The organism is Achromobacter pulmonis (assembly GCF_902859765.1).
Taxonomy (GTDB): Bacteria; Pseudomonadota; Gammaproteobacteria; order Burkholderiales; family Burkholderiaceae_B; genus Achromobacter; species Achromobacter pulmonis.
In genome coordinates, this window is sequence record NZ_CADIJV010000013.1 from 50967 (window position 1) to 68115 (window position 17149).

At 68.1% G+C, this 17149-nt stretch carries 22 protein-coding genes; 12 read left to right on the top strand and 10 right to left on the bottom strand.

What is annotated here, in order from left to right:
• Window positions 1-190: 190 nt before the first annotated feature.
• Entirely contained in the window at window positions 191-985 is a 795-nt protein-coding gene (locus HV701_RS12945; protein ID WP_175133431.1) for a sulfite exporter TauE/SafE family protein, read from the bottom strand.
• A 68-nt stretch (window positions 986-1053) separates the two neighbouring features.
• Between HV701_RS12945 and HV701_RS12950 the strand changes: the two genes are divergently transcribed.
• Together HV701_RS12950 and HV701_RS12955 are read left to right on the top strand one after the other, a co-directional pair.
• A complete protein-coding gene (locus tag HV701_RS12950) occupies window positions 1054-1719 on the top strand; it encodes a response regulator (RefSeq protein ID WP_175133432.1) in 666 nt (221 codons plus the stop codon).
• Window positions 1716-2585 (top strand): sensor histidine kinase, encoded by an 870-nt coding sequence (locus tag HV701_RS12955; RefSeq protein WP_175133433.1) that lies wholly within the window; start codon window positions 1716-1718, stop codon window positions 2583-2585. The genes HV701_RS12950 and HV701_RS12955 overlap by 4 nt, the downstream gene beginning before the upstream one ends.
• On the opposite strand, the gene HV701_RS12960 is transcribed toward HV701_RS12955, so the two are convergent.
• The 5 genes from HV701_RS12960 to HV701_RS12980 all read right to left on the bottom strand — a co-directional run bounded on the left by HV701_RS12960 (window position 2521) and on the right by HV701_RS12980 (window position 5647).
• Window positions 2521-3156 (bottom strand): IbrB-like domain-containing protein, encoded by a 636-nt coding sequence (locus HV701_RS12960; RefSeq protein WP_175133434.1) that lies wholly within the window; start codon window positions 3154-3156, stop codon window positions 2521-2523. The two genes, HV701_RS12955 and HV701_RS12960, sit on opposite strands and share 65 nt — an antisense overlap.
• Window positions 3041-3586, bottom strand: a complete 546-nt coding sequence (locus tag HV701_RS12965) for a GNAT family protein (protein WP_175133435.1) — start codon at window positions 3584-3586, stop codon at window positions 3041-3043. Before HV701_RS12965 ends, HV701_RS12960 begins: the two co-directional genes overlap by 116 nt.
• The gene (locus HV701_RS12970; RefSeq protein ID WP_175133436.1) at window positions 3574-4806 is read right to left on the bottom strand and encodes a phosphoadenosine phosphosulfate reductase; all 1233 of its coding nucleotides are present in this window, start codon (window positions 4804-4806) and stop codon (window positions 3574-3576) included. Before HV701_RS12970 ends, HV701_RS12965 begins: the two co-directional genes overlap by 13 nt.
• A gap of 177 nt (window positions 4807-4983) precedes the next feature.
• Entirely contained in the window at window positions 4984-5355 is a 372-nt protein-coding gene (locus HV701_RS12975; RefSeq protein ID WP_175133529.1) for a tRNA-binding protein, read from the bottom strand.
• 121 nt (window positions 5356-5476) lie between these two features.
• Window positions 5477-5647, bottom strand: a complete 171-nt coding sequence (locus HV701_RS12980) for a hypothetical protein (protein WP_175133437.1) — start codon at window positions 5645-5647, stop codon at window positions 5477-5479.
• A 485-nt stretch (window positions 5648-6132) separates the two neighbouring features.
• Between HV701_RS12980 and HV701_RS12985 the strand changes: the two genes are divergently transcribed.
• From HV701_RS12985 to HV701_RS12995, 3 genes are all read left to right on the top strand, one after another.
• Window positions 6133-6327 carry a hypothetical protein gene (locus tag HV701_RS12985; RefSeq protein WP_175133438.1) on the top strand — a complete coding sequence of 65 codons (195 nt, stop codon included), beginning with the start codon at window positions 6133-6135 and terminating at the stop codon, window positions 6325-6327.
• A 38-nt stretch (window positions 6328-6365) separates the two neighbouring features.
• Window positions 6366-6851, top strand: coding sequence for a GNAT family N-acetyltransferase (locus HV701_RS12990; protein ID WP_175133439.1), 486 nt, complete (start codon window positions 6366-6368; stop codon window positions 6849-6851).
• 115 nt (window positions 6852-6966) lie between these two features.
• Window positions 6967-7599, top strand: a complete 633-nt coding sequence (locus HV701_RS12995) for an FMN-binding negative transcriptional regulator (protein ID WP_175133440.1) — start codon at window positions 6967-6969, stop codon at window positions 7597-7599.
• On the opposite strand, the gene HV701_RS13000 is transcribed toward HV701_RS12995, so the two are convergent.
• Window positions 7559-8827, bottom strand: coding sequence for an MFS transporter (locus tag HV701_RS13000; protein WP_175133441.1), 1269 nt, complete (start codon window positions 8825-8827; stop codon window positions 7559-7561). The two genes, HV701_RS12995 and HV701_RS13000, sit on opposite strands and share 41 nt — an antisense overlap.
• A 77-nt stretch (window positions 8828-8904) precedes the next feature.
• Between HV701_RS13000 and HV701_RS13005 the strand changes: the two genes are divergently transcribed.
• The 3 genes from HV701_RS13005 to HV701_RS13015 all read left to right on the top strand — a co-directional run bounded on the left by HV701_RS13005 (window position 8905) and on the right by HV701_RS13015 (window position 10929).
• Window positions 8905-9645: an ArsR/SmtB family transcription factor gene (locus HV701_RS13005; RefSeq protein ID WP_175133442.1), complete on the top strand. Its 741-nt coding sequence runs from the start codon at window positions 8905-8907 to the stop codon at window positions 9643-9645.
• 133 nt (window positions 9646-9778) lie between these two features.
• A complete protein-coding gene (locus tag HV701_RS13010) occupies window positions 9779-10429 on the top strand; it encodes an N-acetyltransferase (protein WP_175133443.1) in 651 nt (216 codons plus the stop codon).
• A 227-nt stretch (window positions 10430-10656) separates the two neighbouring features.
• Window positions 10657-10929, top strand: coding sequence for a hypothetical protein (locus HV701_RS13015; RefSeq protein ID WP_175133444.1), 273 nt, complete (start codon window positions 10657-10659; stop codon window positions 10927-10929).
• A 76-nt stretch (window positions 10930-11005) separates the two neighbouring features.
• Here the strand turns inward: HV701_RS13015 and HV701_RS13020 are convergent, their stop codons facing one another.
• The 3 genes from HV701_RS13020 to ypfJ all read right to left on the bottom strand — a co-directional run bounded on the left by HV701_RS13020 (window position 11006) and on the right by ypfJ (window position 13342).
• Window positions 11006-11773 carry a DUF1828 domain-containing protein gene (locus HV701_RS13020; RefSeq protein WP_175133445.1) on the bottom strand — a complete coding sequence of 256 codons (768 nt, stop codon included), beginning with the start codon at window positions 11771-11773 and terminating at the stop codon, window positions 11006-11008.
• Entirely contained in the window at window positions 11770-12306 is a 537-nt protein-coding gene (locus tag HV701_RS13025; RefSeq protein ID WP_175133446.1) for a hypothetical protein, read from the bottom strand. Before HV701_RS13025 ends, HV701_RS13020 begins: the two co-directional genes overlap by 4 nt.
• Before the next feature lie 181 nt (window positions 12307-12487).
• Window positions 12488-13342 carry a KPN_02809 family neutral zinc metallopeptidase gene (gene ypfJ / locus HV701_RS13030; RefSeq protein ID WP_175133447.1) on the bottom strand — a complete coding sequence of 285 codons (855 nt, stop codon included), beginning with the start codon at window positions 13340-13342 and terminating at the stop codon, window positions 12488-12490.
• Between the two features lie 88 nt (window positions 13343-13430).
• On the opposite strand from ypfJ, the gene HV701_RS13035 reads away from it, so the two are divergent.
• The 4 genes from HV701_RS13035 (at window position 13431) to bamC (ending at window position 17009) form a co-directional block, all read left to right on the top strand.
• Window positions 13431-14057 (top strand): L-threonylcarbamoyladenylate synthase, encoded by a 627-nt coding sequence (locus tag HV701_RS13035; RefSeq protein WP_175133448.1) that lies wholly within the window; start codon window positions 13431-13433, stop codon window positions 14055-14057.
• 169 nt (window positions 14058-14226) lie between these two features.
• On the top strand, window positions 14227-14874 hold the full coding sequence (locus HV701_RS13040) for a site-2 protease family protein (RefSeq protein WP_175133449.1): 648 nt from the start codon (window positions 14227-14229) through the stop codon (window positions 14872-14874).
• Between the two features lie 87 nt (window positions 14875-14961).
• On the top strand, window positions 14962-15867 hold the full coding sequence (dapA, locus tag HV701_RS13045; protein ID WP_175133450.1) for a 4-hydroxy-tetrahydrodipicolinate synthase: 906 nt from the start codon (window positions 14962-14964) through the stop codon (window positions 15865-15867).
• Between the two features lie 17 nt (window positions 15868-15884).
• Window positions 15885-17009 (top strand): outer membrane protein assembly factor BamC, encoded by a 1125-nt coding sequence (bamC, locus tag HV701_RS13050; RefSeq protein WP_175133451.1) that lies wholly within the window; start codon window positions 15885-15887, stop codon window positions 17007-17009.
• The last annotated feature ends 140 nt before the right edge of the window (window positions 17010-17149 follow it).

The following is a 17149-nucleotide window of genomic DNA, read 5'->3' on the forward strand; positions in this document are numbered from 1 at the left end:
GGTGAACCCGCCAGGCAGGCGAAGGGATATGCGTCTTTTGCATCATGCGACGAATCGTGCATGACGCCAATTATCTGAACGTTAATTGCACGTCAGACTAATCTGGTTCGCGGGCGGAGGCCGCGCGGCGATTGACCCGGCCGTACCGTACCATACGCCGCGCTGGCGTGGGCGCCGCGCGGCCGGCGTATCAGGCGCGCCAGGCAAGTACGCCGGCGACCACCACGCAGACCGCCGCGAAGACCCGTTGCAGCACGGCTTGCGGCACGCGCGGCGCCACCATGCGGCCCGCCGCCATGCCGGCGATGGCGGCGGCCACGAAGGCCCATTGCGCCGCCGTCAGCGTCAGGCCGTGCAGCAGCGCCGAACTGACCGTGGCAGCCGATACCAGCGCGATGACCATGAGCGAGGTGGAGACAATGCTGATCATGCGCGCGTCGCTGAAGTGCGCCAGCGCCGGCACGATGATGAAGCCGCCGCCCACGCCCAGCATGCCGGTGCACAGACCGGACACCGCACCGATGCCGCCCAGCGTGGCGGCGGTGAGGCGGTTCCAGACGAAACGGCCGGTTTCGGGCGACAGGCGGCAGGCCTTGGGCGGCGCCTCGGGCGCGCCGTCGCCCGGCGCGCCGCGGCGCGATTGCTGCACCATGCGCGCCGCCACCAGCAGCATCACGCCGGCAAATGTCAGACTAAGCCAATGCGCCGGCAGGTGGCGGGCCAGCGACAATCCGAGGGGAGCGGTCAGCGCGCCCACCGCCGCCATCAGCATGGCGGCCTTGTAGCGCACCAGGCCGCGCAAAAGGCCCTGCAAGGCGCCGACCGCCGATGCGATGCCCACCGCGATCAGCGCCACCGGCGCGGCCTGCGGCAGCGTCAGGCCCAGGCCGAACATCAGCGCGGGCACCGCCAGGATGCCGCCGCCCGCCCCGGTCAGGCCCAGGGAGACGCCGATACACAGGCCGAGCAGGGTCGCGGTCAACATGGCTAATAACTTTTAGAAATTAACTTATTACTTGAATAAGTATAACGTGCCGGGACAGGGAGTCTGCGATGCGCATTTTGTTGGTCGAGGATGACGCTTCCATCGCCATGGCGATACAGGCCGGGCTCGGGTTGCAGGGGTTCGTGGTGGATGCCGTCGGCAGCTTGCGGCAGGCCGACCTGGCGATGCAGACATCCCATGTCTGCGCCTGTCTGCTGGATCTGTGCCTGCCCGATGGCGATGGCATGACGCTGCTGCGGAAATGGCGCGCGCGCCGCGAAAGCGTGCCGGTACTGGTGCTGAGCGCGCGCTCGGCGGTCACGCAGCGCGTCGACGCGCTGCGGGCCGGCGCCGACGATTACCTTTCCAAGCCGTTCGACCTGGACGAACTGGGCGCGCGCCTGCAGGCCGTGATCCGGCGCGTGGCCGGGCATGCCAGCGATCGCATCGACCACGGCCGCCTGACCTTGTTTCCGTCGCGCGGCGAGGTGCTGCTGGATGGCGCCCGCATCACGCTGCAGCGGCGCGAGCTGGCCTTGCTCCAGACCCTGTTGCAGCATCCCGGGCAGATCCTCACCATGGACCAGCTGCACGACAGCCTCTATGGCTTCGATGACCGGGTCGAGAGCAACGCCGTCAACGTGCACATCCATAAGCTGCGCCGCAAGTTCGGCGCGGACCTGATCGAAACCGTGCGCGGCTGGGGCTACCGGCTGGGGGCGCCGACGCCATGATCGCCGGCGGGCGCGCGATGCTGCTGCTGGGCGCCACCTGGGTCGCCGGGGTGGTGGCCGGGTGGCTGGCGGCAAGGGGGCTGCCAAGAAGGGGCGCCGAACGCCTGCCGGCGCCGCATGCGTTGGCGCGGCACATGGAAGAAACGCTGCGGCGCGAACGGCATTTTTCGGATTACGCCGCGCACGAGATGCGTTCGCCGGTCACCGCGATCAAGGCGCATCTGCAGGTGCTGCAACGGCTGCCGGCGGCGCGCGATGCGGCCAGCAGCCAGGCGATCGCGCAGGCATTGCTGGGCACCGAGCGCCTGGAGCGCCTGATCGAACAATTGTTGACGCTGGCCCGTGTCGATGGCGCCGAGGCGGCCGAGGGGCCGGCCTGCGACGCCATGACGGTGTTGGATCGGGTGGCGTGCCGCAAGCCCGCCCGGGTGCGCTGGCGCCTGCCCGGCGAACTGCCATGGGCGGCGCTGCCGGACGCCTTGCTGGACTGCGCGGTGCGCAACCTGGTGGACAACGCCCTCAAGTATTCGCCGCCGGACCGGCCGGTGGAGGTCGACGCCACGGTCTTGCCGCACTGGCTGGTGGTGGCGGTGCGCGACCACGGTCCCGGCCTGACCGCGACGCAGTGCGAACAGGCGGCCGAGCCGTTCTGGCGCGGCCAGCGTCAGGTCGAGGGGGCGGGCCTGGGGCTGTCGATCGTGGCGACCATCGCGGCGCGCCATGGCGGCATGCTGGCGCTGGCGCCGGCCGCGGGCGGCGGCCTTTGCGCGCGCCTGACCCTGCCGCTGGCCGAGACGCCGGTTATTCCCAGGATCGAGAATAGCTGTGATCCCGGAACAGCTCGGGCAGGCCCGACACCTGTTTGAAGCGCAGCACTTCGTCTTCGTCCATGCCGAGCTGGCGCGCCACGTCGGCGTCGCTCCAGCCGGCTCGCAGCAGGCGCACCACGATCTCGGTCATGGGCATCACGCCGTGCACGCCGCGGGCGCGGTTGTGGCGGATGGTGGCGGCGATGCGGTCGGCGGCCGCGTCGCGGCCGGGCCGGATCGTCACCAGCGGCAGGTAGCCGTGCACGCGCGCCTGGATCGGGCCTTTCTTCTTGCCGACGCGCTGGCGGTGAAAGCCGTCGACCACCACGTAGCGATCCGCCGCCGCATGATGGGCGACGATGGGCTGGGTATAGCCGTCGGCCGCGATCGACAGCTCCAGCAGGCGCATTTCGGGCGGCGCGACGCTGTTGGGGTTGTAGTCGTTGGCCTCGACCTGGTAGCCGGGAATCCACTGCACGCAGTCGACCGGTTCGGCCGCGAACGGGCTGTGCTCATGCAGGCAGCGCCGGATCCGGTTGATGGCGTCGATGCGCGAAGCCAGGGGCAGGTTGCGCAGTTCCTCGAACAAGGTCCTGGCGCGGTTCTCCAGATCCGTTACGTGTGGCATGCGTGTTCCTTTTCAAGGTGACCCAGTTGCCCCGGGTGGTTTGGACCTGGAAGCCGTGCGGCAGCAGCAGCGTCGCGCAGTCGCGCGGCACGCGTAGCGTGCAGGGTTGGTCGCGTTCGTCGATGAATTCGAGCACCTGGCGGCGCAGCTCCCGGAACAGGCCGCGCTGGCGCGCTTCGGGGCGGATGTAGCCGTCGCGGATGCGGACGGCGCCGGTCTGCAATTCGATGCTGACGAAACCGAGCAGGCGCTGCTGGCCGCGCCGGCGCACCACGAACCAGCGGTGGCGCGCGCTGTCGTTCAGGGGGTAGCCGCCGCAGTCGCGGCGCACCGTGGCGCTGGCGAAAAAGCGCCCCATCTGGGCGAAGAAGGCGGCCTCGTCGTCGTAGGAGGTCAGGCGCAGGAAGTCGTATTGGTTCAGGGCGGGCATGGGGACGTCCGCTGTGCAGGGGCAAGCACGGTGTCGATGTCGCGGCGGGCGGGCCCGAACGACAGTGAACGGGCCATGTCCTGCTTGAGCAGCGACAGGCCGATGCGCCGCCAGGATGGCTGCGCCTTGCGGTTTTCGAGATCGGGAATGCCGGCATCGGGCCACTGGGCCAGCGGTTGGCCGTGCTGTTCCCACCAGGCGATGAAGACGTCGATGCGGCGCGCGTATACCTGGCGCAGCGTGGCGGGCATGCTTTCGAGCAGGAACTGGCTGTACTGGCGCCAGGAACTGAAGGTGGGCGGCAGGCCGAGGCCGCCGCGATAGCCAAGAAAGCGCTGGCGGCAGTAGCGCGCGGCATAGTTGGCGCCTTCGACGCGCTTGACGGCGCGGAACCAGGTGGCCGGCTCGAGCTTGTGGAACAGGTCCAGCCCCTTGCGCTGGTCGTCGCCATAGGGTTGGCAGATGCGCATCTGCGAGTACGCCACGCCGGCGCGCAGCATCTGGTCGTAGAGCCGGTTGTAGGGGTGGCGGTGCTCGCCGGTGTAGCGCCAGATGTCTTCGAACTTCCAGTCGTAGATCGGAAAGAAGGTGACGGCCCTGTCGCTCAGCTTGTCGCGCGTGCTCCAGGCCAGCGCCTTGCGCGCGCCAGGCGGGGTCCAGGCGCATTTCTTGCTGCGGCGCTTGACCGCCAGGTAGCGGTTGAGCGATTCGTCGGAGCGGATGCCCACCAGGAACGCGGTGGACGCGTCGCGCGACAGCCAGTGGTTGAATTCGGGCACGAACTCCTCGAATTCCATGCGATGGCGGTAGAACGGGAAATAGCCGGGATCGCTGATCACGGCGGGATGCCGTGGCAGCGGGCGGATCCAGTCGGCCTCGCGGCCCGGTTCCCAGGCGCACCAGTAGGGTTCGCGCAGGCTGGAGGCATTGCGCAGGTTGATGGGCAGGCAGATCCACCACGGATGGACGTCGGGCCGCTGGAACATCTCGGTGACGTGGGCGATGGTGGCCTGGTATTGGCCTTCGAGATCGATGAAGACCGCGTGCACCGGGCCGCGTCCCATTTCGCGCGCCACGTCGAGCGCCAGATGCAGGGTGACGGAGCTGTCCTTGCCGCCCGAAAAGGCGACGCAGACGCGTTCGAAGTACTTGAACGCCAGGCGGATGCGCGCCCGGGCGGCTTCAAGGACATTGCAGTCGCGGTAATGCTTGACCGCCATTCTTCCCACCTTTGCACGGCATTACGGTCGCGCCGGGTGGCCGGGGCCATGGCGCCATGTCTCTGTCGGCCAGGAAGGGTTTATACGTATCCACCGCGACAGGCTAGTGAGAATAGCCCGAACGCGCAGGGGGCACGCGGTCATTGCGTCCGACTTTGATCGGACGGGGCGCGCGCCTCAGGTCAGCCTGGCACCGTTGGGCACATGGTGCTCGGGCGTCACCAGAATGGTGTGGTCGGCATCGTCGGCCAGGCCCAGCACCAGCACTTCGGAGCGCACCGGGCCGACCTGGCGCGGCGGGAAGTTGACCACGGCCAGCACGCGCTTGCCCGGCAATTGCTCGAGGCTGTAGCGGCCGGTGATTTGCGCCGAGCTTTTCTTGATGCCGACGCCGGCGCCGAAGTCGATGGTGAGCTTGTAGGCCGGTTTGCGCGCTTCGGGGAACGGGTCGGCGGCCATCACGGTGCCGACGCGGATGTCGACCTTCATGAAGTCGTCGAAGCTGACGGTGGCGGCGGGCGGGGTGTTCGGGTCCTGGGTGTAGTGCATGGTCTCGGGTGAGGCGAAGCGGCGCATGGGCGCGATGGTGGCGCATCGCGTCGAGCCGGCCGCGGTCCCGTCGTGCCGGCGGCGCATGGGCGCGCGCGGCACGGCAGGACCGTCAGGCGCGTCAGGGTTTGGTGGCGGCGGCCGCCGGGGCGGCGCTTTTCTTGCCGCGCGGCTTGGCCGCGGGCGTCTGGGTTACTGGCGGCGTGTCGATCTCCTGTTTGTTTCGTTCGCCCCGCGGGGTGTTTTCCGGATGGGGTTTGGGAAAGGCCCAGGGTTTCGTTTTCTGATCCATTGCTTGTACTCCTTGCACAGGCGGAACAGTAGCATTTGCCGTGGCCGTGAGTAAGTGAGGGTTGACGTCAATATTCATCGCATCGTGATGGGGAAAAGCGGCGGGCGCGGTATCGCGCCGGCTGCTGTACGACCGCCGCGGCGGCGGTGCGTTCACTATTTGATGGGGGCGTGTGTGGTGATGGGTTGTCGGAAGGCCGCGATGTCGATCGCGGACCGGGCCTGGCGGCGGATCCGGCGCCAGCGCGGACGCGCAATATACCCGGTTGGCGCGTCGCGCATGGCGCAACGCTTGCCGCGATCCGCGCGGCAATACGCATGCCAGGCGCGGTTCGGCGCAATTCTACCGCGCCCGGGGCCAGCCCCGCGTTCAGGGTATTCATCCGGATGGCATCCGGCCTCATCCCTTTGCATCGGCGAAACCCTGTATTGTCGGCCGCGCTGGAACGTCTACGATGGACGTCGTGCACATAGGGGGGATGCGCTATGGACACGAGCAAGGAATGGTATGCCGCCGTCAAGGAATGGCAGCGCGCGCGCGACGCATTGACCAGCGCCATCGCCGCCATCAAATGGCCCGATCCGACACCGGATTGCCTGGCCACTTACGATCGTGCCTATGCGCAGGAGACTGCCGCGCGCGAGCGCATGAAGCAGGCCTATGAGCGTGTGCGGCGGTGATGCGGTGAGGCGGCGGCGCGGTTGCTACACTGCCGCGCATGACGCAATTTTCGAACACTCTGATCGTCCGGCCGGCGCGGCCCGACGACGTGGCGGCGCTGGAAGCCGTGCTGACGCGCACCTACGAAGGCACCTGGCGGCCGCAGATGACGCCGGAGAAATACCGGTATTTCCTCGATAGCGGCAAGATCCCGCGCTACGTCGCCGAGCGCGGCGCGCGCTTTCATGTTTGCGAGGCCGATGGCCGCGTGGCCGGCATGGTCGATTGGGAGCAGAACTTCATCTGGGCGCTGCATGTGCATCCGGATTGGCAACGGCGTGGCGTCGGCGCCGCGCTGCTGGCGCTGGCCGAGGATGGCATGCGCGCCGACGGCCACCGCCAGGCGCGCCTTGAGACCGACACCTTCAACACACAGAGCCGCGCGTTCTATGGCAAGCACGGCTATGTCGAGGCCGACACTTACCCTGACGAGGAATGGGACAGCGGCTTCACCACGGTGCTGCTGGTCAAGGCGCTGGCCTGACACGGCGCGGGCATGGCGCCATGGCATGGCTCCATGAATTGCGATGCCTATGGCTCTGGCAATGGGGCCAGGGCGGCGTTAAGGTGGGCTTTTCTTACCGACCACGTCATTCGCCATGTACCTGCCGTCCGCTTTCCGTGAAGACTCGCCCGAGGTCCAGCACGATTTCATCCGCGCGCATCCTCTCGGGGTGCTGATGACCGGCGGGGAAGGCGGGCTGATGGCCAACCACATTCCCTGTCTGCTCTACCCAGAAGGGCCGCAAGGCGTGCTGCGCCTGCACATGGCGCGCGCCAATCCCCAATGGCGGGAACTGGCCGCGGGCGCCGAATGCCTGGTGGTGTTCCATGGCGCGCAGGCCTACATCACGCCGTCCTGGTACGCCACCAAGGCCGAGACACACAAGGTCGTTCCGACCTGGAATTTCGTCGCCGTGCATGTCTGGGGCAGGCCGACGGTGCACGATGACGCGGCCTGGGTACGGACCCAGATCGGCGCCTTGACCGACGCGCAGGAGAAGGCGCGGGTCGAGCCCTGGCGGGTGGAGGACGCGCCCGAGGATTTCATCGCCGCGCAGATGCGCGCGATCGTCGGCGTGGAGATCGCCATCACGCGCATCGAAGGCAAATGGAAGGTCAGCCAGAACCGCAACGCCGCCGACCGCCAGGGCGTGGCGGCCGGGCTGGCGGGCGAGCATGGCGACGCCGTCATGGCCGGGCTGGTGGCGCGTCGCGGCGGCCTGGATTGACGTGGCGTGAGGCGCCTCGGCCCCAAGCCAGGCAGACGATCGCCGCCGCCTGCAGGGCCGCCGCCAGCGCCAGGAACCCGAACAAGGGGTGCGGCCCCTGGCCGGACAGTGTCCGCAGCACGCCGAACACGGCCGGCGCGAAGGCGTAGGCGGCCTGCGACAGGGCCACGATCAGCGGCACCACCCGCGCCGCGTCCGCACGCGTGAATTCGGCCTGGGCGATCAGCGGCGGCAGCGAGGTGGCGTTGCCAATGCCGGCGCCGAACAGCAGCACGCCCAGCCACACCGCCCAGGTGTGCTCCATGGCCAGCATCAGCACCAGCGAGCCGGCGATCTGCGTGGCGTACGACAGGCAGGCCACCAGGCGGCGGTCGGCCGCCGGCGGCATCAGCCAGCCCACCAGGCTGCGGCCGGCGATGGCGCTGGCCGTGGCCAGTCCCATGGCGATGCCGGCGGTCTGCGCGCCCAGCAGCGGCGCCAGCAGCGACAGCAGGTGGGCGATCAGGCCGATCTGCGCGAACAGGCCCAGCGCCATGCCCGCGCCCAGCGACAGGAAGGCGCGGTCGCGCCACAGCCGCGGCACGGCCGGCGCGGTCGCCGCCTGTGCCGGCGCCTGCGGCGGCAGGCCGTCGGGATGCTGGCCCAGTTGCCGGGGCGTGACGGCGAAGACCCGGCGCGCCAGCACCGCGATCACGATCACCATCGCCGCGCCTACCCACGCGGCGGCCTGCGCGAAGCCGCAAGCGCCGATCAGGAATACCCACAGCGGCGAGAACACGATGCCGCCGACGCTGGCGCCGTTGTAGGCCATGCCCAGCGCGGCGGGCCGGCGCTGGACGAACCACGGCGCGATCAGCGCGTTGACCGCGGCCGCGCCCAGCGTCACCCAGCCCATGCCGGAGAACAGCGCGGCTGCATACAACTGCCATGGTTCGGCCGCGCGCGCCCAGCCGGATACGCCCAGCGCCAACGCCAGCGCGCCGGCCACCGTCACCGCCGGCACGCCCCAGCGCCGGTACAGGCGCGGCAGGTTGGCGACGATCAGGGTGCCGCACAGAAAATGCAGCGTGACGGCGGCCGATACCAGGGCCACGCTCCAGCCGGTGCGCTGCACGACTGCGTGCAGGAACACGGGCGGGCCGTAAAAACCCACGCCCCAGCCGAAGATGGCCAGCACGAAGGTGGCCTGGAGGACGGTCCAGCCAAAGAAACGAGTCGGGGTGTGCATGACGGTGCGCGCTGTCTTGTTGCGATGACTCGCAGTATGCTTGTGCCTGCACACAACACTTTGGCCTGGGCCGAATCATGGAATCCGAGTTCGCCGACATCAATCTCTCGGCTGTCGCCGGCGCCATCGCCGATCCGGCGCGGGCCCGCATGCTGTGCCTGCTGCTCGATGGCCGCGCCCGCACCGCCACCGAGCTGGCGGCGGCCGCCGACATCGGCGCGTCCACCGCCAGCAGCCATTTCCAGCGGTTGCGCGAGCAGGGCCTGGTGGAGCAGGCGGCGCAGGGCAAGCATCGCTATTACCGGCTGGCCAACGCCGAAGTGGCGCGGGCGCTGGAGGCCTTGCTGGTGGTGGCGGGCGCCGAACGCGCGCCCTTCAAGCCGAATACGCCGTCAGCCCTGCGCGAGGCGCGCACCTGCTACGACCACATGGCCGGCACCCTGGCGGTGCGCGTTCATGATGCGATGCTGGCGCGCCGGTGGCTCACCGCCGATGGCCGCGATTACGTGTTGACGCCGCTGGGCGAGGCCTCGCTGGCGCAGGTGGGGGTGGACGTGGCGGGGGCGCGTCAGCGCCGCCGCCGCTTCGCCTGCCCGTGCCTGGACTGGAGCGAGCGCCGCTCGCACCTGGGCGGCGCGCTGGGCGCCGCCTTGCTGGAGGCGCTGCTGCAACGCGGCTGGGTCGACAAGGACCTGGATTCGCGCGCGCTCTCCGTCACGCGCAAGGGCGCGCGGCAGTTTCCCGCATTTTTCGGCATGTCCGGGGAGGCGGCCGCCGACGCGGTGGACTGGAACCAGCAAGGCGGCCACGCCGCCTAGCGTTCCCCGGCCGGGGACTCCCCCGGCTTGATGCGCTTTCCCTCGATTTCACTTTCGCCCCCCGCGGACCGGCTGGCTGCGGGGGGCGCACATCTTTTTTTCATCGGGCATTTGCCCTGTACAGGAGGTGGCCTTGCCTACGCTGGCCCTGCACCTTCTCCGCCGCGCCTTGCCTTGCGCGACGGAGCTGCGCATCGACGTCAACCACGGTCCGCGCGAAGTGGAAACCGAACTCGATGCCATCCACGACCGCATGAACCGGCCCTCGGATCGCCTGCATGGATTGCCGGAGGTTCAAACCGATATCCCTGGCCTGGTGCTTCGCTACCGCGAAGCCGATGGCGAGTATTACGTGTACGTGGTGGATGTGCGGCGTGGGCGGCTGGCGGGCTATACGGTGTTCAACCGCCTGATCGAAGTGGGCCGGCGCGCCGACCCCTATGTGCGCGCGCCGCACTCGAAGTACGCCGCGCCGTACCAGGGCATGGGGCTGGCCACGGCGGTGTATCGCTGGGGGCTGGAGGCGGGGCTGTGCATCATGAGCGGAGCGCGCCAGTCGGTCGGCGCCCATCGCCTGTGGCTGGGCCTGGCGCGTGACTACACGCTGGGCTACGTCGATCTGCGGCGCAAGCGCCTGACCTATCTGGGCGCGGCCGTGACGGCGCCGGTGCTGGGCGACCTGCATACCCGCATGTTCCTGCTGGGACGGGGCTGGAGCCTGCCGGACTACCTGCGTGCCACCGCCATGCAGGTGGCCGAAAGTGCGCTTTCGCAACAGCCCTAGGGGAAATCCCCGGGACGGATCCGCGCGGCCCGCGCCGGACGACCCTGTCATCCGGCTGTAAGCCGCGTCCCGCCTGCCTGTCGCCGCCCTTGCCGAATCTGCCGTGGAAACGGGGACGCAATTTCCGCATTGCAACAGTGTTTCTATCGGCAGCTCACGTTACAAAACATATCTGAACTGTCATGGGCAGGCGCGGTATGCTGAATCGCAGAAAGAGGGCATCCGAAGTGCATCAGAACAACTTGATCTACAAGGGATACCGGCTGACGGCCAAGGTTTCCCGGGGCGCCGGCGCTGAAGTTCAGGCGTTGCCCAGCGGCCCCGTTTTCATCGCATCGATCATGGTGGTCCAGGCGGGCGCCGTGCAGGAAGGCGGCGACGAATATCCCGTGCCATGCTTTGCCGAGGGCGGTTTCGTGTACAGCCCGCGCGAGGCCGTGCATGCCGCCATCCTGCATGGCCGCGAGATCGTCGACGGCCTGACCCACATGTCTACCTGACGCCGGGGCGGCGCCGGCAAGGCGCGCCATGGCGGCCATGCGCCACCGCGCCTGGGGTGCGGCGGCCGCGCCCGCCTTACTCGGCGGCGAAAACCGCTTTCCAGTCGCGCGTCTTGGCCAGCGTCAGCACGCTGGCCGATTGTTCCAGGATGGCCACGGCCTTCTTCAATTCCTCGGCCGAGGCGCCATCTTCCAGGATGACCATGCGCGCGTTGCGGGCGTTGGCCATTTTCACGTCCGACATCTTGCCGTGGGTCTGGTAGACCTGGGTCCAATCCATTTTCTTGCCGGCCTTCAGGGCGATCGGCTCGATATAGGTGAGCGCAGTGCTGCCGGCCGCGCGCACGGCGAAGGCGAAGTCGGCGGTGTGGCCGCTGCTGCCCTTGGCGCGCGCGCCCTTGACCATGCGGTTGGGGCCGACGCCGGCCGCCAGCGCCCGGCCCACCTGGGCGCGAAAGCGCAGCTGGCTGAAGCGCGGCATCCATTTGGCGCACTGGAACGACAGCGCCATGGCCAGCTTGACGGCGTCCCACAAGGCTTCCTGCAATTGCTCGTTGGGGCCGGTGGCGACGATGGCGCCGGACTTGTCAAAGTGCGCCAGGCTGACGCCCGGGGTTTCGTTGAGGAAATCGATGCGCTTGGCCGCCACTTCGATCCCGTAGCTGGAGGCGTGCATCGCGGTCTCACAGGCGTCGGTGAGATAGAAGGTGTCGTCGTCCGGATAGGCGATGAAAAACGCCGCGTGCTGGCCGTCCAGGCCCAGCGTCATCGGCGCGATTGCGCGGATCGCGTGTTCTCCCGCCGGCAGGACGGTCCAGCCGGCGGCTTCCAGGAAATTGCTCATAGGATCAGTTCGATTTGTCGGCCCTTGAGGGGATGCGCGAAACCGCCGGTCAGGGTCAGGTTGGCCCTCGGCAGGAAATACTGCATCAGCTCGGCGATGGTATGCAGGGCGGGCACGACGGGCGCGGCGTAGCCTTCGCCTTCGTCGACCCAGATATGTTCGTGGCTGCGGTCGGCCAGCGGCTTGCGGTAGTGCGGCCGGTCCTGGCCCACCAGACTGGTGTGGAAGGCGTCATCGGTGTCGACGCCGAAAACGCGGTGCGGGCCGACGAACAGGCTGGCGCAGAAGGCTTCGGCCAGGAAGATCGTGGCCTGGCCGTGCACGTCGGTGCGGGCGCCGCGATAGGTGGCGCGAAAGATCACGTCGTCGCGCACCTCGCCCTTGACGCGGCACGGGCTGGCGAATTCCATCCATTGGGGGCTGATCGCGGCCGGCTTGGGGGTCCAGGTGACCGGTTTGACGGTTTCCTTGGGCTCCGCAAGGATCTCTTGCACCTCATCAGGGGTGATTAACGGTTCGAACTTGTTGGCCATGGAACGGATCTAGAGTCGGGAAATGCACCGCCGGGCCGCCCAGCGGAAAAGCCCCCTCGCGGGGGCTCTGACCCGCGCCGCCGGATGGGCGCGGGGGCGTAATCTTACAAGATGAAGACGGTGCCGGTCTGTTCGCTGTACGGATATACAGCCATGGCGGCCGGCGCGCCGGCATGCCGGGCTACAGCGAACTGGCGGCGAAAGTATCGCATTGCTTGAGGCTGCCGCTTTCCAGGCCGCGCTTGAACCAGCGCACGCGCTGCGCCGACGAGCCGTGGGTGAAGGCGTCGGGCACCACATAACCCTGGCTCTGCTTTTGCAGCCGGTCATCGCCGATGGCGGTGGCGGCGGCCAGCGCTTCCTCGACGTCGCCGCTTTCGAGGATATTGCGGGCGGCGTTGGCGCGCTGCGCCCACAGGCCGGCGAAGCAGTCGGCCTGCAGTTCCATGCGCACCGACAGCGCGTTGGCCTGCGAGGGGTTGCGCCGGCGCAGGTTGTCGACCTGGTCGGAGATGCCCAGCAGATGCTGGACGTGGTGGCCGACCTCGTGCGCGATGACATAGGCCTGGGCGAAATCGCCGGGGGCCTTGAAGCGGCTCTGCAATTCGTCGAAAAAGGCCAGGTCGATATAGACCTTGCTGTCGCCGGGGCAGTAGAACGGCCCCATGGCGGCCTGGCCGGTGCCACAGGCGGTGGGCGTGGCGCCGCGGAACAGCACCAGCTTGGGCGGCACATATTGGCGGTTCAGGTCTTTCTGGAAGATGGCGCTCCAGGTGTCCTCGGTTTCGCCCAGCACCTTGGACACGAAGCGCGCCTGCGGGTCGTTGGCGGGCGGCCGGGTGGCCGGGCCGGTCTGCTGCTGCGTCGGCGGACCTTCGGCCATCTGCAGCACCACGCTGGGGTCGATGCCGAAATACATGGCCACCAGGGCCAGCACGATGGTGCCGATGCCGATGGTGCCGCGGCCGCCGATGCGCGGGCCGCTGGCGCGGCGGTCTTCCACGTTGTCGCTCTCGCGGGAATCGTCCAGGCGCATACTGTGTCTCCGGGCGGGCCCGCAGGGCCGCCATGTGTTGCCAGTGCCGCGATGGTGAAGCGGCCTTCAAGAGTGTTAGGATAAACCCATGGCTCTCCATTTAGATATCCACCCCGCGAATCCGCAACCGCGTCTGCTCAAGCAGGCCGCCCAATGGCTGAACGACGGGGGCCTGGTGGCGGTGCCCACTGATTCCAGCTATGCGGTGGTCGCGCGCCTGGACGACAAGAACGCGGCCGACGGCCTGCGCCGCCTGCGCGGCCTGGACGAACGCCATCACCTGACGCTGCTATGCCGCGACCTGGCCGAGATCGGCCACTTCGCGCGCGTCGACAACCGCCAGTACCGCCTGCTCAAGGCCGCCACCCCGGGGCCCTGGACTTTCATCCTGGAAGCCACCAAGGAGGTGCCGCGGCGTGTCTCGCACCCGTCGCGCAAGACCATCGGCATCCGCGTGCCCGATCATGCCGTCATGCTGGGCCTGCTCGAACAGATGGGCGCGCCGCTGCTGTCCACCACCCTGATCCCGAAGGGGGAGGACGAGGCCCTGAACGACGCCGAGGCCATCCGCGAGCGCTACGCCCACGACCTGGCCGCCGTGATCGACGCCGGCGCCTGCCCGCAGTCGCCGACCACCGTGATCGACCTGACCGGCACCGAGCCGGCCGTGGTGCGGGTGGGCCGCGGCGATCCGGCCACGTTGGGCCTGGCCTGAACCCCGGTCGCCCGCGCCGGCAAGGCGCCGCCGCCATCCGCGGGCCGCTTGCCCGCCGCGCGGAAGGCCTGGCCCGCGTCCGCGGCGCTGCCGGCCGCTGCGGCGTCTTGCTCCGTTCCGTTTTTTGCCGCGCCTTTCTTCGCGCGGCTCCTCTACAATCCGGTTCGCCATGAACGAGATCATCCAAACCATCGCGGTCTACGCGATACCGGTCATTTTCGCCATCACCCTGCACGAGGCCGCGCACGGCTACGTCGCGCGCATGCTCGGCGATCCGACCGCGTACCAGGCGGGCCGCGTCAGCCTGAACCCGGCTCGCCATATCGACCCGATCGGCACGCTGCTGGTGCCGGTGGTGATCCTGCTGACTTCCAAGCTGCTCGGCAGCCCCGGCATGCTGTTCGGCTGGGCCAAGCCGGTGCCGGTGGATTTCGGCCGCCTGCGCCGCCCCAAGAAAGACATGCTGTGGGTGGCGCTGGCCGGGCCCGCCGCCAATCTGCTGATGGCCATCCTGTGGGTGTTTTCGCTGCGCCTGTTTCTCGAAACCGGCATGCAAGAGAGCTTCTGGTTCGAAATGGCCATGGCCGGCGTGCAGGTCAACCTGGTGCTGATGGCGCTGAACCTGCTGCCGGTCCCGCCGCTGGATGGGGGACGTATCCTTTTCAGCCTGCTGCCGAACCGCCTGGCCTGGCAGTATTCGAAAATCGAGCCGTATGGCCTGGTCATCGTGGTGGTGCTGTTGGTCACCGATGTGCTGTGGATATTGATGCGTCCGGTATTGGCTTTGGGGACGGCTATCGTCCAGTGGTTTCTGTAGGAATTTGGCCAATATCCGTTAAACTCAGCGGTTTCACTGATTCTGGCCCTGGGGCATCCCGCCGTGGGGCTTTGGAGCCCTTCACTTATGGCATCCCCTGCACCCGCCGCAGGCGTTAATTTCCAGGGCAGCATGGTGGCCCTTGTCACCCCGATGCAGCCCGACGGCAGCCTGGACTACGCTGCCTACCGGTCGTTGATCGACTGGCATATCCAGGAAGGAACCGATGCTCTGGTGGTGGTGGGCACCACCGGGGAGTCGCCGACGGTCTCCATGGAAGAACACGCGGAATTGATCCGCGTGGCGGTCGAGCATGCGGCGAACCGCATCCCGGTCATCGCCGGCGTGGGCGCCAATTCCACCGATGAAGCCATCCACCTCACGCGCCACGCCAAGGCGGTGGGCGCGCAGGCCGGCCTGTCGGTGGTGCCGTACTACAACAAGCCGTCGCAGGAAGGCCTGTACCGCCACTTCCGCGCCATCGCGGAAGCCGTGGACCTGCCGACCATCCTGTACAACGTGCCCGGCCGCACCGTGGCCGACATGAGCACCGAAACCGTGCTGCGCCTGGCCCAGTTGCCGGGCATCATCGGCATCAAGGACGCCACCGGCGACATCGCCCGCGGCGGCCTGCTGCTGCGCGAGGCGCCGGCCAGCTTCCAGGTGTTCAGCGGCGACGATCCCACCGCCGCCGCCCTGATCCTGCTGGGCGCGCGTGGCAATATTTCCGTCACCGCCAACGTCGCGCCCAAGTTGATGCGCGACTTGTGTGCCGCCGCCCTGGCGGGCAATGTGCCGAAGGTGCGTGAACTTAATGCGTACCTGGCCCGTCTGAACAAGGCTTTGTTCGTTGAAGCCAATCCTATTCCCGTCAAGTGGGCGCTGGCCGAAATGGGCCGCACCGCACTGGGCTACCGGTTGCCGCTGGTGGAACTGGGCGCGCAGCACCACGAAACGGTGCGTCGCGCGCTCCAGGAAACGGGCCTGCTCTAAATATCGTGAGGATACGTATGAACAAGCGTCATGCCGGTATGTCGGCATTGATGTCTCTGGTGTTGTTGGCCGGCTGCAGCGAGGTCAACCAATTCCTGGGCAATGAAGAGTCCGTCAACTACAAGAGCGCCGTCACCCAACGTGGCGAGCCGCTGAGCATTCCGCCCGACCTGACCCAGGCCGCCAGCGATCCGCGCTACCGCGCGCCGGCGTCGGGTTCCACGACCTATTCGCAATTCCAGCAGCAGGGCCAGGCGCAAGCCACGGCGCCCAAGAGCAGCAACGTGCTGCCGAACCGCCAGGACATGCGCGTCGAGCGCGATGGCGACCTGCGCTGGCTGGTGGTCGATCGCCCGCCCGAGGACGTGTTCCCGCGTCTGGTCGACTTCTGGACCGAAAACGGCTTCACCGTCGCCAGCAACAATCCGGCCGCCGGCCTGATCGAAACCGACTGGGCGGAGAACCGCGCCAAGATCCCGGAAAGCTGGCTGCGCCAGGCCCTGGGCGCGGTGCTGGAATCGGCCTGGGATAGCGGCGAGCGCGAAAAATTCCGCACCCGCGTCGAGCGCGTCAACGGCCACACCGAGATTTTCGTCAGCCATCGCCAGATGCTCGAAAAGCGCGTCGGCGGCGACGGCATGCAGGTACAATGGCAGAACGGCAAGGAAGACCCGGGCCTGAACGCCGCCATGCTGGCGCGCATGATGGTCTATCTGGGTACCGACGTCGACAACGCCCGCAAGCTGGTGCAGCAGGCCGAGGCCGCGCCGCAACAGCCGGCGGTGCAACAGGACGTGCGCGCCCAGGGCGCTGCCCTGATCGTCAACGAATCGTTCGACCGCGCCTGGCGCCGTGTCGGCGTGGCCTTGGACAGCGGCGGCTTCTCGGTCGAAGACCGCGACCGTTCGGCCGGCGATTACTACGTGCGCTACGTCGATACCGACACCGGCGAGCAGATCGACCAGCCGGGTTTCTTCAGCCGCATGTTCTCGGGCGACAAGAAAGCCGAGGCGCCGCAATACCGCATCCACCTGGTCGCCAGCGGCGATCAGACCAACGTGACGGTGCTGGACGCCAAGGGCACGCGCGACAACAGCGCCACGGCGCAACGCTTGCTGAGCGTGCTGAAAGACAAGATGTGATGTCCCTTCTTCGCGTGGCGCCTTGGCGCCCGCGTCGATCCGGAAAAGGCCCCTCGGGGCCTTTTTTTTTGGGTGCGGCCGGCGAGGTGCGGCCGGCCTGCAATCGCCCGTGCACAAAAGAAAACCCCGGCGCGAGGCCG

What these genes read in the sequence shown, in the direction of transcription:
- HV701_RS12945 (WP_175133431.1), bottom strand. Translation starts at nt 985, where the DNA reads ATGTTGACCGCGACCCTGCTCGGCCTGTGTATCGGCGTCTCCCTGGGC.
- HV701_RS12950 (WP_175133432.1), top strand. Translation starts at nt 1,054, where the DNA reads ATGCGCATTTTGTTGGTCGAGGATGACGCTTCCATCGCCATGGCGATA.
- HV701_RS12955 (WP_175133433.1), top strand. Translation starts at nt 1,716, where the DNA reads ATGATCGCCGGCGGGCGCGCGATGCTGCTGCTGGGCGCCACCTGGGTC.
- HV701_RS12960 (WP_175133434.1), bottom strand. Translation starts at nt 3,156, where the DNA reads ATGCCACACGTAACGGATCTGGAGAACCGCGCCAGGACCTTGTTCGAG.
- HV701_RS12965 (WP_175133435.1), bottom strand. Translation starts at nt 3,586, where the DNA reads ATGCCCGCCCTGAACCAATACGACTTCCTGCGCCTGACCTCCTACGAC.
- HV701_RS12970 (WP_175133436.1), bottom strand. Translation starts at nt 4,806, where the DNA reads ATGGCGGTCAAGCATTACCGCGACTGCAATGTCCTTGAAGCCGCCCGG.
- HV701_RS12975 (WP_175133529.1), bottom strand. Translation starts at nt 5,355, where the DNA reads ATGCACTACACCCAGGACCCGAACACCCCGCCCGCCGCCACCGTCAGC.
- HV701_RS12980 (WP_175133437.1), bottom strand. Translation starts at nt 5,647, where the DNA reads ATGGATCAGAAAACGAAACCCTGGGCCTTTCCCAAACCCCATCCGGAA.
- HV701_RS12985 (WP_175133438.1), top strand. Translation starts at nt 6,133, where the DNA reads ATGGACACGAGCAAGGAATGGTATGCCGCCGTCAAGGAATGGCAGCGC.
- HV701_RS12990 (WP_175133439.1), top strand. Translation starts at nt 6,366, where the DNA reads ATGACGCAATTTTCGAACACTCTGATCGTCCGGCCGGCGCGGCCCGAC.
- HV701_RS12995 (WP_175133440.1), top strand. Translation starts at nt 6,967, where the DNA reads ATGTACCTGCCGTCCGCTTTCCGTGAAGACTCGCCCGAGGTCCAGCAC.
- HV701_RS13000 (WP_175133441.1), bottom strand. Translation starts at nt 8,827, where the DNA reads ATGCACACCCCGACTCGTTTCTTTGGCTGGACCGTCCTCCAGGCCACC.
- HV701_RS13005 (WP_175133442.1), top strand. Translation starts at nt 8,905, where the DNA reads ATGGAATCCGAGTTCGCCGACATCAATCTCTCGGCTGTCGCCGGCGCC.
- HV701_RS13020 (WP_175133445.1), bottom strand. Translation starts at nt 11,773, where the DNA reads ATGAGCAATTTCCTGGAAGCCGCCGGCTGGACCGTCCTGCCGGCGGGA.
- HV701_RS13025 (WP_175133446.1), bottom strand. Translation starts at nt 12,306, where the DNA reads ATGGCCAACAAGTTCGAACCGTTAATCACCCCTGATGAGGTGCAAGAG.
- ypfJ (WP_175133447.1), bottom strand. Translation starts at nt 13,342, where the DNA reads ATGCGCCTGGACGATTCCCGCGAGAGCGACAACGTGGAAGACCGCCGC.
- HV701_RS13035 (WP_175133448.1), top strand. Translation starts at nt 13,431, where the DNA reads ATGGCTCTCCATTTAGATATCCACCCCGCGAATCCGCAACCGCGTCTG.
- HV701_RS13040 (WP_175133449.1), top strand. Translation starts at nt 14,227, where the DNA reads ATGAACGAGATCATCCAAACCATCGCGGTCTACGCGATACCGGTCATT.
- dapA (WP_175133450.1), top strand. Translation starts at nt 14,962, where the DNA reads ATGGCATCCCCTGCACCCGCCGCAGGCGTTAATTTCCAGGGCAGCATG.
- bamC (WP_175133451.1), top strand. Translation starts at nt 15,885, where the DNA reads ATGAACAAGCGTCATGCCGGTATGTCGGCATTGATGTCTCTGGTGTTG.